The organism is Pseudomonas frederiksbergensis (genome assembly GCF_003732275.1).
Classification (GTDB): Bacteria; Pseudomonadota; Gammaproteobacteria; order Pseudomonadales; family Pseudomonadaceae; genus Aquipseudomonas; species Aquipseudomonas frederiksbergensis_H.
In genome coordinates this window covers 62,424-76,739 of the sequence record NZ_MOBM01000002.1, presented here as the reverse complement: position 1 = coordinate 76,739, position 14,316 = coordinate 62,424, and the positions used below count along the sequence as shown (strand labels likewise).

General features: G+C 58.7%; 19 protein-coding genes. 9 read left to right on the top strand and 10 right to left on the bottom strand.

Features of this window, described 5'->3' with window-relative positions:
• Window positions 1–109 precede the first annotated feature (109 nt).
• The 10 genes from BK662_RS00715 to BK662_RS00670 form a co-directional block, all read right to left on the bottom strand.
• Complete coding sequence (locus BK662_RS00715) at window positions 110–385, bottom strand: HPr family phosphocarrier protein (RefSeq protein ID WP_008037392.1); 276 nt, start codon at window positions 383–385, stop codon at window positions 110–112.
• 15 nt (window positions 386–400) lie between these two features.
• Entirely contained in the window at window positions 401–1,258 is an 858-nt protein-coding gene (gene rapZ, locus BK662_RS00710; RefSeq protein WP_123355872.1) for an RNase adapter RapZ, read from the bottom strand.
• A 2-nt stretch (window positions 1,259–1,260) separates the two neighbouring features.
• Complete coding sequence (ptsN, locus tag BK662_RS00705; protein ID WP_007901530.1) at window positions 1,261–1,725, bottom strand: PTS IIA-like nitrogen regulatory protein PtsN; 465 nt, start codon at window positions 1,723–1,725, stop codon at window positions 1,261–1,263.
• A 12-nt stretch (window positions 1,726–1,737) separates the two neighbouring features.
• Window positions 1,738–2,046 (bottom strand): ribosome hibernation-promoting factor, HPF/YfiA family, encoded by a 309-nt coding sequence (gene hpf, locus BK662_RS00700; protein WP_003178005.1) that lies wholly within the window; start codon window positions 2,044–2,046, stop codon window positions 1,738–1,740.
• Between the two features lie 79 nt (window positions 2,047–2,125).
• Window positions 2,126–3,619, bottom strand: coding sequence for an RNA polymerase factor sigma-54 (locus tag BK662_RS00695; protein ID WP_032835202.1), 1,494 nt, complete (start codon window positions 3,617–3,619; stop codon window positions 2,126–2,128).
• A 184-nt stretch (window positions 3,620–3,803) separates the two neighbouring features.
• On the bottom strand, window positions 3,804–4,529 hold the full coding sequence (lptB, locus tag BK662_RS00690) for an LPS export ABC transporter ATP-binding protein (RefSeq protein WP_007901537.1): 726 nt from the start codon (window positions 4,527–4,529) through the stop codon (window positions 3,804–3,806).
• On the bottom strand, window positions 4,529–5,077 hold the full coding sequence (lptA, locus tag BK662_RS00685; protein WP_095055113.1) for a lipopolysaccharide transport periplasmic protein LptA: 549 nt from the start codon (window positions 5,075–5,077) through the stop codon (window positions 4,529–4,531). Before lptA ends, lptB begins: the two co-directional genes overlap by 1 nt.
• Window positions 5,064–5,636 carry an LPS export ABC transporter periplasmic protein LptC gene (lptC, locus tag BK662_RS00680; protein WP_123355870.1) on the bottom strand — a complete coding sequence of 191 codons (573 nt, stop codon included), beginning with the start codon at window positions 5,634–5,636 and terminating at the stop codon, window positions 5,064–5,066. Before lptC ends, lptA begins: the two co-directional genes overlap by 14 nt.
• 7 nt (window positions 5,637–5,643) lie before the next feature.
• Entirely contained in the window at window positions 5,644–6,168 is a 525-nt protein-coding gene (locus BK662_RS00675) for a KdsC family phosphatase (protein WP_008008625.1), read from the bottom strand.
• Window positions 6,168–7,142: a KpsF/GutQ family sugar-phosphate isomerase gene (locus BK662_RS00670; RefSeq protein ID WP_123355868.1), complete on the bottom strand. Its 975-nt coding sequence runs from the start codon at window positions 7,140–7,142 to the stop codon at window positions 6,168–6,170. The genes BK662_RS00675 and BK662_RS00670 overlap by 1 nt, the downstream gene beginning before the upstream one ends.
• Window positions 7,143–7,418: 276 nt before the next feature.
• On the opposite strand from BK662_RS00670, the gene BK662_RS00665 reads away from it, so the two are divergent.
• The 9 genes from BK662_RS00665 (at window position 7,419) to hisD (ending at window position 14,314) form a co-directional block, all read left to right on the top strand.
• Window positions 7,419–8,228, top strand: a complete 810-nt coding sequence (locus BK662_RS00665) for an ATP-binding cassette domain-containing protein (protein ID WP_123355866.1) — start codon at window positions 7,419–7,421, stop codon at window positions 8,226–8,228.
• The gene (gene mlaE / locus BK662_RS00660) at window positions 8,228–9,025 is read left to right on the top strand and encodes a lipid asymmetry maintenance ABC transporter permease subunit MlaE (RefSeq protein ID WP_008008628.1); all 798 of its coding nucleotides are present in this window, start codon (window positions 8,228–8,230) and stop codon (window positions 9,023–9,025) included. Before BK662_RS00665 ends, mlaE begins: the two co-directional genes overlap by 1 nt.
• Window positions 9,025–9,492 (top strand): outer membrane lipid asymmetry maintenance protein MlaD, encoded by a 468-nt coding sequence (gene mlaD, locus BK662_RS00655; protein ID WP_123355864.1) that lies wholly within the window; start codon window positions 9,025–9,027, stop codon window positions 9,490–9,492. Before mlaE ends, mlaD begins: the two co-directional genes overlap by 1 nt.
• Before the next feature lie 11 nt (window positions 9,493–9,503).
• Window positions 9,504–10,157, top strand: a complete 654-nt coding sequence (locus tag BK662_RS00650; protein WP_123355862.1) for an MlaC/ttg2D family ABC transporter substrate-binding protein — start codon at window positions 9,504–9,506, stop codon at window positions 10,155–10,157.
• On the top strand, window positions 10,154–10,459 hold the full coding sequence (locus BK662_RS00645) for an STAS domain-containing protein (protein WP_123355860.1): 306 nt from the start codon (window positions 10,154–10,156) through the stop codon (window positions 10,457–10,459). The genes BK662_RS00650 and BK662_RS00645 overlap by 4 nt, the downstream gene beginning before the upstream one ends.
• 114 nt (window positions 10,460–10,573) lie before the next feature.
• Entirely contained in the window at window positions 10,574–10,813 is a 240-nt protein-coding gene (locus BK662_RS00640) for a BolA family protein (protein WP_007912386.1), read from the top strand.
• A 22-nt stretch (window positions 10,814–10,835) separates the two neighbouring features.
• Window positions 10,836–12,101 (top strand): UDP-N-acetylglucosamine 1-carboxyvinyltransferase, encoded by a 1,266-nt coding sequence (gene murA, locus BK662_RS00635; protein ID WP_007901567.1) that lies wholly within the window; start codon window positions 10,836–10,838, stop codon window positions 12,099–12,101.
• A gap of 127 nt (window positions 12,102–12,228) precedes the next feature.
• On the top strand, window positions 12,229–12,864 hold the full coding sequence (gene hisG / locus BK662_RS00630; protein WP_007901570.1) for an ATP phosphoribosyltransferase: 636 nt from the start codon (window positions 12,229–12,231) through the stop codon (window positions 12,862–12,864).
• 124 nt (window positions 12,865–12,988) lie between these two features.
• Window positions 12,989–14,314: a histidinol dehydrogenase gene (hisD, locus tag BK662_RS00625; protein ID WP_123355858.1), complete on the top strand. Its 1,326-nt coding sequence runs from the start codon at window positions 12,989–12,991 to the stop codon at window positions 14,312–14,314.
• Window positions 14,315–14,316: the final 2 nt, after the last annotated feature.

The window sequence follows — 14,316 nt, the reverse complement described above, 5'->3', positions numbered from 1 at the left end:
TCGTAAAATCAGCGAATGCGGTTATGTTTGGCGTACAACGGTGGCAGTTTTTGGGGCCGCTTCGCAGCCCAGCGGGAGCAAGCTCCCTCGCCACAAGAGCCCGCGCTGTTTATTCGCCTTCGTCGAAGTAACGGTTGATCAAGTCTGTCAGCGCATCCAGCGCTCTTTGCTCGTCTTCGCCTTCGGTACTGATATAGATTTTGGTGCCCTTGCCTGCAGCGAGCATCATCATGGCCATGATGCTTTTGCCATCGACCGTGGATTCCGGAGTGCGTCCTACCCTGATCGTGCAATCCTTGAACTCACCGGCGACGCCAACGAATTTTGCAGATGCGCGGGCATGCAGGCCCAGCTTGTTGATGATTTCGATTTCCAGAGCAGGCATCGCGATGTGAATCCTTTAGCTGAGGTCGCGGTGGCGGACCTGGACGTTCTTCAGGGTTTTTTGCAGGGCCTGACCCAGACGTTCGGTCAGGTAGACAGAGCGGTGATGCCCGCCGGTGCAGCCAATGGCAATGGTGACATAGGCGCGGTTGCTGGCGGCAAAGCGGGGTAACCACTTGACCAGGTAGGAGGAAATGTCCTGGAACATCTCTTCGACGTCCGGCTGTGCCGCCAGGTACTCGGCCACCGGCTGATCGAGCCCGGATTGTGCCCGTAGCTCCGGTTTCCAGTAGGGGTTGGGCAGGCAACGCACGTCGAACACCAGATCGGCGTCCACCGGCATGCCCCGCTTGAACCCGAAAGACTCCACCAGGAACGCAGTGCCAGGCTCCGGCTGATTCAGCAGGCGCAGCTTGATGGTATCGCGTAGCTGATACAGGTTCAGATTGGTGGTGTTGACCTTGAGGTCGGCCAGATCGGCGATAGGCCCCAGCAGATTGGTTTCGTCCTGTATCGCCTCCGCCAATGAGCGATTGGCGCTGCTCAGCGGGTGACGACGGCGAGTTTCCGAAAAGCGTTTGAGCAAGGTTTCTTCGTCGGCGTCCAGGTACAGCACATCGCACTGGATATGCCGGCTTCGGACCTCTTCCAGCAATTCGGGGAACCGTGACAGGTGGCTTGGCAGGTTGCGCGCATCGATGGACACGGCCACCAGCGGTTGTGCCAGTTCGGTGTGAATCAGCGCGCGTTCCGCCAGTTCTGGCAGCAAGCCGGCAGGCAGGTTGTCGATACAGTAGTAGCCGTTGTCCTCGAGCACATCGAGGGCGGTACTTTTACCTGAGCCGGAGCGGCCGCTGACGATGATCAGGCGCATGATTAGTGACCGTTCTGCTCGTCCAGGACAACCTGATACAACGCTTCGTTGCTCGGGGCGCTGCGCAGTTTTTCACGCACCTCCTTGCGATCAAGCATGCTGGCGATCTGGCGGAGCAATTCCAGGTGTGCATCGGTGGCGGCTTCCGGGACCAGCAGCACGAACAGCAGGTCAACCGGGGCGCCGTCAATGGCGTCGAAATCGATAGGGGCTTCCAGGTGCAGCAGCGCACTGATTGGCGAGGTGCAGCCTTTGAGCCGGCAGTGGGGGATGGCGATGCCGTTGCCGAAACCGGTAGAACCGAGTTTCTCACGGGCAATCAGGGCCTCGAAGACGTCCTGCATTTCCAGATCCGGTACTTCGCGGTGGATAAGGTTGGCAATTTGCTCGAGGGCTTTCTTTTTACTGCCACCCGGCGCGTTCACTTGGGAACGGCCGGGGGTCAGGATGGTTTCTAGTCGGATCATGGATTGGGGGTGTTAACGACCGGTCGCGCCCTGAAGGAGGCTCTGGGTCTTTTCCTTATGCTTTTTGAGTTGGCGATCCAGCTTGTCAGTCAGCAGGTCGATGGCGGCATACATGTCCGTATGCTCGGCATTGGCGACCACTTCTCCGCCGGGAATATGCAGCGTGGCTTCGATCTTCTGCAGCAGTTTTTCGACGTTCATCGTGACTTGCACATTGGTGATCTTGTCGAAATGCCTCTCTAATCGGTCGAGTTTTTCGCCGATGTAGGTGCGCAGGGGTTCGGTCACTTCCAGTTGGTGTCCACTGATGTTGACTTGCATACAGCTTCTCCTTCGTTGCCAGTGCATAAAGCGGCAGGCAGAAATGCCTGCCACTGGAACGCTGTGGCGAGCCCGGCGGCTACATCAACCGCTTCCGTTCGCTGGAAGGCGCGATCCCCAGGGATTCGCGGTACTTGGCGACGGTGCGACGGGCTACCTGAATGCCTTGTGCCTCCAGTAAACCAGCGATCTTGCTGTCACTCAACGGCTTTTTCTGATTTTCCGCGGCAACCAGTTTTTTGATGATCGCGCGGATCGCCGTGGACGAGCATTCACCGCCTTCGGAGGTGCTGACGTGGCTGGAAAAAAAGTATTTCAGTTCATAGATGCCCCGTGGGGTATGCATGAATTTTTGTGTGGTCACCCGTGAAATCGTCGATTCATGCATGCCCACCGCTTCGGCGATGTCATGCAACACCAACGGCTTCATGGCTTCGTCACCGTATTCAAGAAAGCCGCGTTGATGCTCGACGATCTGGGTGGCGACTTTCATCAGGGTTTCATTGCGGCTTTGCAGGCTCTTGATGAACCAGCGGGCTTCCTGCAACTGATTACGCATGAAGGTGTTATCAGCGCTGGTATCGGCACGACGCACGAAACCGGCGTATTGGGCGTTGACCCGCAGGCGTGGCACCGATTCCTGATTCAGCTCCACCAGCCAGCGCTCGTTGTCCTTGCGCACGATCACGTCGGGAACGACGTATTCGGCTTCGGTGGACTCGATCTGTGAGCCCGGGCGTGGGTTGAGGCTCTGGACCAATTCGATGACCTGACGCAGTTCATCTTCCTTGAGCTTCATGCGGCGCATCAGCTGGCTATAGTCGCGGCTGCCGAGCAGGTCGATGTAATCGGTGACCAGACGCTTGGCTTCGGCCAGCCAAGGGGTCTTGGCGGGCAGCTGGCGCAGTTGCAGCAGCAGGCATTCACCAAGATTGCGGGCGCCGATGCCCGCGGGTTCGAATTGCTGGATGCGGTGCAGGACGGCTTCGATTTCGTCCAGTTCGATGTCCAGTTCCGGGTCGAACGCTTCGAGGATTTCCTCGAGGGTTTCGTCCAGGTAGCCCTGATTGTTGATGCAGTCGATCAGGGTCACGGCGATCAGGCGATCGGTGTCGGACATTGGTGCCAGGTTCAGTTGCCAGAGCAAATGGCTTTGCAGGCTTTCACCGACCGATGTGCGGGTGGTGAAATCCCACTCGTCGTCATCGTTGCTCGGCAGGCTGCTGGCGCTGGTCTGGTAGACGTCTTCCCAGGCCGTGTCGACGGGCAATTCGTTGGGAATGCGCTCATTCCAGTCGCCTTCCTCGAGGTTATCCACCGTTGGGGCGGTTTCCTGGTAGGAGGGTTCCTGAATGTCGGCGTTGGGTTTCTGTTCGGCGCTATCGGCCAAGGGGTCGGCGTTATCGAAGTCGTCGCCTTCTTCCTGGCGTTCGAGCATCGGATTGGACTCCAGGGCCTCCTGGATTTCCTGTTGCAGGTCCAGGGTCGACAATTGGAGCAGGCGGATGGCCTGTTGCAGCTGCGGTGTCATCGTCAGCTGCTGGCCCATTCTCAAGACTAGCGATGGTTTCATGGCAGGGGCTTAACACCTTATTCGCCGGCGCACATGCGCCATCCACTACAGAGCGCCGAAGCGCCAAACATAAGCAAATTATATGCCCGAAACTGAAGTGTTTGCCTAGAGCGCTGTAACAATAAAAACTTATTGATTTTTTATTGAAGCGAGCGCTCTCTCGGCGACCCGGGCACCTCAGTGCTTACAGGCGGAACTCATGGCCCAGATACACTTCCTTGACCAGTTCATTGGCCAGGATGGTGGCAGAGTCGCCTTCAGCGATCAGTTGGCCATCGTTGACGATGTAGGCGGTTTCGCAGATATCCAGGGTTTCGCGGACGTTGTGGTCCGTGATCAGTACGCCAATGCCTTTGGCCTTGAGGTGATGGATGATCTGCTTGATGTCGCCCACCGAAATCGGGTCCACACCGGCGAAGGGTTCGTCGAGGAGGATGAACTTCGGATTGGTAGCCAGCGCCCGGGCGATTTCCACGCGGCGGCGTTCACCACCGGACAGGCTCATACCGAGGTTGTCGCGGATGTGGTGGATGTGAAATTCCTGCAGCAGGCTTTCCAGCTCTTTGCGACGACCGGCCTTGTCGAGTTCCTTGCGGGTCTCGAGAATGGCCATGATGTTGTCGGCCACCGACAGTTTGCGGAAGATCGACGCTTCTTGCGGAAGATAGCCGATGCCCGCCTTCGCACGACCGTGCATCGGTTGGTGGCTGACGTCCAGGTCATCGATCAGTACGCGACCCTGATCGGCCTGCACCAGGCCGACAATCATGTAGAAGCAAGTGGTTTTACCGGCGCCGTTAGGACCAAGCAGGCCGACGATCTGGCCGCTGTCGATGGACAGGCTGACGTCGCGCACGACCTGGCGGCTCTTGTAGCTCTTGGCCAGATGCTGAGCTTTCAGAGTTGCCATTACTGGGCCTTTTGCTCGTCGGTTTTCTTCTTCGGCTGGATCACCATGTCAATGCGAGGACGTGTCTCAGTGACCTTGTTGCCCGTGGCGCGACCGGCGCTCGCAAGCTTTTTGACCGTGTCGTAGACGATTTTCTCGCCTTGGGTGACGTTGTTGTCCTTGTCGATGACTTTGGCGCGATCGATCAACACGACGCGATTTTGCGAGGCGTGGTACTGGATCGTCACCCCGTAACCCTGAACCGGCTTGGTGTCGCCGGCGGTTTGCAGTTGCTCGAAATAGGCGAGGTTGCCCACCGAAGTCACCACGTCGATGTCGCCGGCCGGGGTGCGGGTGATGGTCACGGTGTTGCCGGTAACCTTCATCGAGCCCTGGGTAATGATCACGTCACCTTTATAGGTGGCAACGCCATTCTTGTCGTCCAGTTGGGCATCGTCGGCCTGAATGCGGATAGGCTGCTCTTGATCGTTCGGCAGAGCCCAGGCGCTCACGCTTCCCAGTGCTGCGCCCAGACTGAGCAAAATAGGGAGAGTTTTAACGAGCCTCATACTGTCCTCTTACGTTCGATAGCAGGTGTATCCTGCTTTCTTTCAAGTACGCTTTCATTCCGTTGCCTGTCGATACACCGCCGGCGCCGTCGATTCTAACGGGTTGATCGGTCTGCGCATATTGCTGCTGCGGGAACACTGTCATACGGGTGGTGGTAATCAGGGTTTTGCGGTTTTTTTCGTCGAAACGCGTGATACGTACCGAATCAATCAGCTCGACCTGAGTGCCGTCCGGATTGACTTCGCCGCGCTCGCTCTGAACGTGCCAGGGGAACTCGGTGCCGCGGAACATGTTCAGGTCAGGATTGGTCAGCAACGTCACTTCGGTCGCTTTCAGGTGTTCGACCTTGTCCGACGTCATCTCGTATTGCAGTTTGCCATCGGGCAGGTACTGCACGCTGTGGGCGTTGACGGCGTAATAGTCGATCGCGCTTTCATCAACTTTCGCCACCTGCTTGTCGAGGAAGCGTTCCGGGCTGATGTTCCAGTAGCCGACCGCTGCAAAAATCGCTGCGATGCAACCGAACACCAGGATGTTGCGAATCTTTTTGTTCAGCATGATGGGCTCACAGGTACGCGGCGTTGGCCGCGTCGAGGCGGCCCTGGGCGCGCAGGATCAATTCGCAGAATTCGCGAGCAGCACCCTCGCCACCGCGGGCCTGGGTGATGCCGTGGGCATGTTCGCGAACGAAACTGGCAGCGCTGGCCACCGCCATGCCCAGGCCTACGCGGCGAATCACCGGCAGGTCCGGCAGGTCGTCGCCAAGGTAGGCCACTTGTTCATAGCTCAGGTTGAGTTGGGCAAGAAGTTCGTCGAGCACCACCAGTTTGTCTTCGCGACCCTGATAAAGGTGTGGAATACCGAGGTTCTTCGCGCGCCGTTCAACCACCGGGGTCTTGCGTCCGCTAATGATGGCGGTCTGCACGCCGGCGGCCATCAGCATCTTGATGCCCTGGCCGTCGAGGGTGTTGAACGTCTTGAATTCGCTACCGTCTTCGAGGAAGTACAGGCGCCCGTCGGTCAGCACGCCATCAACGTCGAACACCGCCAGTTTGATCTGTTTGCCGCGTTGCAGCAGGTCCGTGCTCATTACAATACTCCCGCACGCAGCAAGTCGTGCATGTTCAAGGCGCCGACCGGGCGGTCTTCGCTGTCGACTACTACCAGCGCGTTGATTTTATGGTCTTCCATGATTTTCAGCGCCTCGGCGGCAAGCATCTCGGCGCGCGCGGTCTTGCCGTGGGCGGTCATCACTTCATCAATGGTCGTGCTGTGGATATCAATGGTGCGGTCCAGAGTGCGGCGCAGGTCGCCGTCGGTGAAGATCCCGGCGAGTTTTCCATCTGTGCCCAGTACGACGGTCATGCCCAATCCCTTACGGGTCATTTCCATCAAGGCATCCTTGAGCAGCGTACCGCACGTCACTTGCGGCAATTCGGTGCCGGCATGCATGACATTTTCCACTTTCAGCAACAAGCGGCGGCCAAGGGCTCCGCCCGGGTGGGAAAAAGCGAAATCTTCAGCGGTAAAGCCTCGAGCTTCAAGCAAGGCAACGGCGAGAGCATCACCCATGACCAGCGCCGCGGTGGTCGACGAGGTGGGTGCCAGGTTCAGCGGGCAGGCTTCGTGTTCGACGCTTACATTGAGGTTGACTTCCGCTGCCTTGGCCAGCGGCGACTCGGGGTTGCCGGTCAGGCTGATCATTTGAATGCCCTGGCGCTTGATCAGCGGCAGCAAGGTGACGATTTCGTTGGTGGAACCGGAGTTCGACAGCGCCAGGATGATGTCATCACGGGTGATCATGCCCATGTCGCCATGACTGGCCTCGGCCGGATGCACGAAGAATGCAGTGGTGCCGGTGCTGGCCAGGGTGGCGGCAATCTTGTTGCCGATGTGCCCCGATTTGCCCATGCCGACCACGACCACGCGGCCTTTGCTGGCCAGAATCATCTCGCAAGCACGTACGAAATCTGCATCGATATGGGGCAGCAAACCTTGTACGGCCTCCAGTTCGAGGCGGATGGTACGTTGTGCTGATTGAATCAGGTCGCTGGATTGGTTCATGTCGGAAATCGAATAGCCTGATGAAAAGGCGGCGATTATAACGGTAATGATCAAAACCCTCACGCAAGTTCGTCGCGGTTTGTCATTACTTGTTACCGAATCTCTCTAAATAGATGATTTCAGGTGGTCATGATGCTGAACGTGCCCGGCTTGGGCCTTGGGCGCTTGGCCTTTGCAGTGATATAGTTCGCCGCCAGTTCGGCCTGCCCGGGGAGGTATGTGCTTTCGCCAGAAAGCCAGGCGTCCGAGTGAGAGGCTGCATCGCAAGGAGTTTAGATGAGTGCCGATAACGCCTACGCGGTCGAGCTGAAGGGACTGACCTTCAAGCGCGGTGCGCGCAGCATTTTCAATAACGTCGATATCCGCATACCGCGCGGCAAGGTCACCGGCATCATGGGGCCTTCCGGGTGTGGCAAGACCACGCTGCTGCGGCTTATAGGTGCACAATTGCGCCCTACCGGCGGCGAAGTCTGGGTCAATGGCCAGAACCTGCCGACGTTGTCGCGCAGCGATCTGTTCGATGCGCGCAAGCAAATGGGTGTGCTGTTTCAGAGCGGCGCACTGTTTACCGACCTTGATGTGTTCGAGAACGTCGCCTTTCCGCTGCGTGTTCATACCGAGCTGCCGGAAGAAATGATCCGCGACATTGTCCTGCTCAAATTGCAGGCCGTGGGCTTGCGTGGCGCCATTGACCTGATGCCTGACGAACTGTCCGGCGGCATGAAGCGTCGCGTCGCGCTGGCCCGGGCCATTGCTCTCGATCCGCAAATCCTCATGTATGACGAGCCCTTTGTTGGCCAGGACCCGATCGCCATGGGCGTGCTGGTACGCCTGATCCGCCTGCTCAACGATGCGCTGGGCATCACCAGCATCGTGGTCTCCCACGATCTGGCCGAGACCGCGAGCATCGCCGACTACCTCATTGTGGTGGGCGACGGGCAAGTGTTGGGCCAGGGCGCACCCAAGGATTTGATGAAGTCGGATGAGCCACGTATTCGTCAATTCTTGACAGGCGAACCCGACGGTCCGGTCGCATATCACTTTCCAGCGCCGGATTACCGCGCAGATCTTCTGGGGAAGCGCTGATGCGCAAGATTTCACTGATAGAAAGAGTGCGCCGCTTTGGCTACGCCGGCATCGATGTGCTGGCGGTATTCGGGCGTTCGGCGCTGTTCCTGTTTCATGCCTTGCTCGGTCGTGGCGGCATCGGTGGCGGTTTTGGCCTGCTGGTCAAGCAACTGCATTCGGTGGGCGTGATGTCCCTGGTGATCATCGTGGTCTCCGGGGTATTCATCGGCATGGTGCTGGCGCTGCAGGGCTTTAACATCCTGTCCAGCTACGGTTCGGAGCAGGCCGTCGGGCAGATGGTTGCGCTGACGCTGTTGCGTGAACTCGGGCCGGTGGTCACGGCCTTGCTGTTCGCCGGACGCGCGGGCTCGGCACTGACCGCCGAAATCGGCAACATGAAATCCACCGAACAGCTGTCCAGTCTGGAAATGATCGGGGTTGACCCGCTCAAGTACATCATTGCCCCGCGCCTGTGGGCCGGCTTCATTTCCCTGCCGGTGCTGGCAATGATTTTCAGCGTGGTGGGCATCTGGGGCGGTTCGTGGGTGGCTGTCGACTGGCTGGGTGTCTATGAAGGCTCTTACTGGTCGAACATGCAAAACAGCGTGACGTTTGTCGACGATGTGCTCAATGGCATTATCAAAAGCATCGTTTTTGCCTTCGTCGTGACCTGGATCGCCGTATTCCAAGGCTATGACTGCGAGCCCACTTCCGAGGGGATCAGTCGTGCCACTACCAAGACCGTGGTGTATGCCTCTTTGGCTGTACTCGGCCTGGACTTTATTCTGACCGCCTTGATGTTTGGAGATTTCTGATGCAAAACCGCACCCTGGAAATCGGTGTCGGCCTTTTCTTGCTGGCTGGCATCCTGGCTTTGCTGTTGCTTGCGTTGCGGGTCAGTGGTCTGTCCCCGAGCGCAGCCACCGATACTTATAAACTTTATGCATATTTCGATAATATCGCCGGTTTGACGGTCAGAGCTAAAGTGACCATGGCCGGTGTGACCATCGGCAAGGTCACGGCGATCGATCTGGACCGCGACAGCTTCACCGGTCGGGTGACCATGCAACTGGAAAAGCGCGTAGATAACCTGCCGGCTGACTCCACTGCCTCTATCCTGACCGCTGGCCTGTTGGGTGAGAAATACATCGGAATCAGCGTGGGCGGGGAAGAGACCCTGCTCAAGGATGGTGGAACCATCCACGACACGCAGTCGTCGCTGGTGCTCGAGGACCTGATCGGTAAATTCCTGCTCAATACCGTTAGCAAAGACGCCAAATGAGGAGCTTTTGAATGATCTCTACCTTGCGACGTGGCCTGTTGGTATTACTCGCGGCACTGCCGTTGGTGGCTAACGCCGTGGCAGCAACTTCGGCGCATGATCTGGTTCAGGACACTACGACCCGGATGCTTGCCGACCTGTCGGCCAATAAAGAGAAGTACAAGCAGGATCCACAAGACTTTTATACGGCGCTGAACACCATCGTCGGACCTGTGGTGGATGCCGAGGGCATTTCCAAAAGCATCATGACGGTCAAATATTCGCGCAAAGCCACGCCCGAGCAGATGCAGAAGTTTGTCGAGAACTTCAAAAAAGGCCTGTTCCAGTTTTATGGCAACGCTTTGCTTGAATACGACAACCAGGGCATCACGGTTGAACCTGCCAAGGACGAGTCGGGAGACCGTACCAGCGTTGGCATGACGGTCAAAGGCAGCAGCGGCGCGATCTATCCTGTGTCTTACACACTCGAAAAGATCAATGGCGAGTGGAAGCTGCGCAACGTGATCATCAATGGCATCAATATCGGCAAGCTGTTCCGCGATCAGTTTGCTGATGCGATGCAGCGCAATGGCAACGATCTGGACAAAACCATCAACGGTTGGGCCGGGGAAGTCGCCAAAGCCAAGGAAGTCACCGAAAAATCTACCGAGAACCAAACCCAATGAGTGAGTCGGCCATTCGCATGAGCGAATCCGGCGAGCTGCTGCTCAGTGGCGTACTGGATTACCGGACAGGCCCGAACCTGCGCAAGCAGGGGCAGGCGCTGATCAAGTCCAGCAACGCAGCTGCGCTGGTGGTTGATTGCTCCGCGGTGGAGAAGTCCAGTAGCGTCGGCTTGTCGCTGCTGCTGTGTTTCATGCGCGATGCCCAGGCGGCCGGCAAGGCCCTGAGCATTCGTGCGATGCCCGAAGACATGCGTGAAATCGCTCAGGTCAGCGAACTGACCGAGCTGTTGGCGCATCCCTGAACCGCATCTATAAAGAAGCCCCCCGTCAGAGTCCTGCTTCGCGGGGTTCGCAGGCGCGGGGCTTTTTTGTATGATGTCCGACCCGCGCGCACAGGGCGCCGATTGAGGTTGAGCATGCAGGCCGTAGAAGTGAAGAGCTTCCTTGAAGGAAAGCTGCCCGGAACGCTGGTAGAAGTTGAGGGCGAAGGCTGCAACTTTCAGCTGAACGTGATTAGCGATGAACTGGCGGCGTTGAGCCCGGTGAAGCGTCAGCAGCAGATCTATGCCCATTTGAACCCATGGATCACCGATGGCAGCATCCATGCGGTCACTATGAAATTTTTCAGCAGCGCGGCCTGGGCCGAGCGCACCTGAGCCCAAGGGCGTCGAGATTCTTATGGATAAATTGATTATTACCGGTGGCGTTCGTCTTGATGGCGAAATCCGCATCTCCGGGGCAAAGAACTCTGCCCTGCCGATCCTGGCTGCAACCCTGCTGTGCGATGGCCCGGTTACCGTTGCCAACCTGCCGCACCTGCACGACATCACCACCATGATCGAGCTGTTCGGTCGCATGGGCATTGAGCCGGTGATCGACGAGAAGCTCAGCGTCGAAATCGACCCGCGCACCATCAAGACCCTGATCGCGCCGTACGAGCTGGTGAAAACCATGCGTGCCTCGATCCTGGTGCTGGGCCCGATGGTTGCCCGTTTCGGCGAAGCCGAAGTCGCACTGCCTGGCGGTTGCGCCATCGGTTCGCGTCCGGTCGACCTGCACATCCGTGGCCTCGAAGCCATGGGCGCGGTCATCGACGTTGAAGGCGGCTACATCAAGGCCAAGGCCCCTGAGGGCGGCCTGCGTGGCGCGCACTTCTTCTTCGACACCGTCAGCGTGACCGGTACCGAGAACATCATGATGGCGGCCGCTCTGGCCAAGGGCCGCAGCGTGCTGGCAAACGCCGCTCGCGAGCCTGAGGTCATCGACCTGGCGAACTTCCTGAACGCCATGGGCGCCAAGATCACAGGCGCCGGCACCGATACCATCACCATCGATGGCGTCGAGCGTCTGCACCCGACCACTTACAAGGTGATGCCTGACCGTATCGAGACCGGCACCTACCTGGTGGCGGCGGCGGTAACTGGCGGTCGTGTGAAGGTCAAGGACACTGATCCGACCATCCTCGAAGCCGTTCTGGAAAAGCTTCGCGAATCGGGTGCCGAAATTACCTGCGGCGAAGACTGGATCGAGCTGAACATGCATGGCAAGCGGCCGAAAGCCGTCAACGTGCGGACCGCTCCATACCCGGCGTTCCCGACCGACATGCAGGCGCAGTTCATCTCCCTCAACGCCATTGCCGAAGGCACTGGTGCGGTGATCGAGACGATCTTCGAAAACCGCTTCATGCACGTATACGAACTGCACCGCATGGGCGCTCATATCCAGGTCGAAGGCAACACCGCGATCGTCACCGGCATCGAGAAGCTCAAGGGCGCGCCAGTAATGGCCACCGACCTGCGTGCTTCGGCCAGCCTGGTGATCTCCGCGCTGATCGCCGAAGGCGATACCCTGATCGACCGCATCTACCACATCGACCGTGGTTACGAGTGCATCGAAGAGAAACTGCAGATGCTCGGCGCGAAAATTCGCCGCGTACCGGGCTAGTTTCTGCTGCATGGGCGCAAGGACGCGCCCGTTGATTTCGTTCAAGTCGGGGCTGTAATGGCCTCGATGTATGTCCGGCGCCGTTTGCGACCGGGCATGAGTACCTTGATAAGGACTGACGTTTCCCATGTTGACCATCGCACTGTCCAAGGGCCGCATCCTTGACGACACCCTGCCGCTTCTGGCTGAAGCGGGCATCGTGCCGACCGAGAATCCGGACAAGAGCCGCAAGCTGATCATCCCTACAACTCAGGCCGATGTGCGCTTGCTGATTGTGCGTGCCACCGATGTACCGACTTATGTCGAGCATGGTGCCGCGGACCTCGGCGTCGCCGGCAAAGATGTGCTGATGGAATATGGCGGCCAGGGGCTGTACGAACCTCTGGATCTGCGAATTGCCCTCTGCAAGCTGATGACCGCCGGCCGTGTCGGCGATGTCGAGCCCAAGGGCCGTCTGCGGGTGGCAACCAAATTCGTCAACGTCGCCAAGCGTTACTACGCCGAGCAGGGCCGTCAGGTCGACATCATCAAGCTCTACGGCTCGATGGAGCTGGCGCCGCTGATCGGTCTGGCGGACAAGATCATCGACGTGGTCGACACCGGTAACACCCTGCGTGCCAATGGCCTGGAACCCCAGGATTTCATTGCCGACATCAGCTCCCGGCTGATCGTCAACAAAGCTTCGATGAAAATGCAGCACGCCCGTATCCAGGCGTTGATCGACACCCTGCGCAAGGCAGTGGAGTCTCGACACCGCGGCTGATTTACCTGCGCGACCTTGAGTCGCGCCGTCTATCCGCCTCATAGCCAGAATTCTCAGGTGCCCAAGCGGATCGAATGTTAGCTTCGGGCGCCTGAGTTTTTGCCAATCCTATGAGGCTCTCGCTATGACCGCACCGACTGCAATTCGCCGACTCAACGCTGCTGACCCGGATTTCGCACATCATCTGGATCATCTGCTGAGCTGGGAAAGTGTGTCTGACGACTCGGTCAATCAGCGGGTGCTGGACATCATCAAAGCCGTGCGCGAGCGAGGCGACGCGGCACTGGTGGAATTCACCCAGAAGTTCGACGGCCTGCAAGTCGCCTCGATGGCAGACTTGATCCTGCCACGTGAACGCCTGGAACTGGCATTGACCCGCATCACCGTGCCTCAGCGCGAAGCCCTGGAAAAAGCCGCGGCCCGCGTGCGCAGCTACCACGAAAAACAGAAACAGGACTCCTGGAGCTACACCGAAGCCGACGGCACGGTGCTGGGCCAGAAGGTCACGCCGCTGGATCGCGCCGGTCTGTATGTGCCAGGCGGCAAGGCGTCGTATCCGTCCTCGGTGCTGATGAACGCAATTCCGGCCAAGGTTGCAGGCGTGACCGAAGTGGTCATGGTCGTGCCGACGCCGCGCGGCGAAATCAACGAGCTGGTGCTGGCTGCGGCCTGCATCGCCGGGGTTGACCGGGTGTTCACCATCGGCGGCGCCCAGGCAGTTGCGGCGCTGGCTTACGGCACCGAAAGCGTGCCGAAGGTCGATAAGGTTGTTGGCCCTGGCAACATCTATGTCGCCACCGCCAAGCGCCACGTGTTCGGTCAGGTCGGCATCGACATGATTGCCGGCCCCTCTGAGATTCTCGTGGTGTGTGACGGCCAGACCGACCCGGACTGGATTGCCATGGACCTGTTCTCCCAAGCCGAGCACGATGAAGACGCCCAGGCGATTCTGGTCAGCCCGGATGCCGAGTTTCTCGACAAAGTCGCCGCCAGCATCGCCAAACTGCTGCCGACCATGGAACGCGCCGAAATCATCGAAACCTCGATCAATGGTCGCGGTGCGCTGATCAAGGTTCGCGACATGGAACAAGCCATCGAAGTCGCCAACCGTATCGCGCCAGAACACCTGGAATTGTCGGTTGCCGATCCGCAGGCCTGGTTGCCGCATATCCGTCACGCCGGCGCGATCTTCATGGGTCGTCACACGTCCGAAGCCCTGGGCGACTATTGCGCAGGTCCAAACCACGTGTTGCCGACGTCCGGCACCGCGCGCTTCTCTTCGCCATTGGGCGTTTACGACTTCCAGAAACGCTCGTCGATCATCTTCTGCTCCGAGCAGGGGGCTTCCGAACTGGGCAAAACCGCTTCCGTGCTGGCCCGTGGCGAGTCGCTGACCGCTCACGCCCGCAGCGCCGAATACCGCATCGCTAACGACAAGAAGGGCAACTGAAG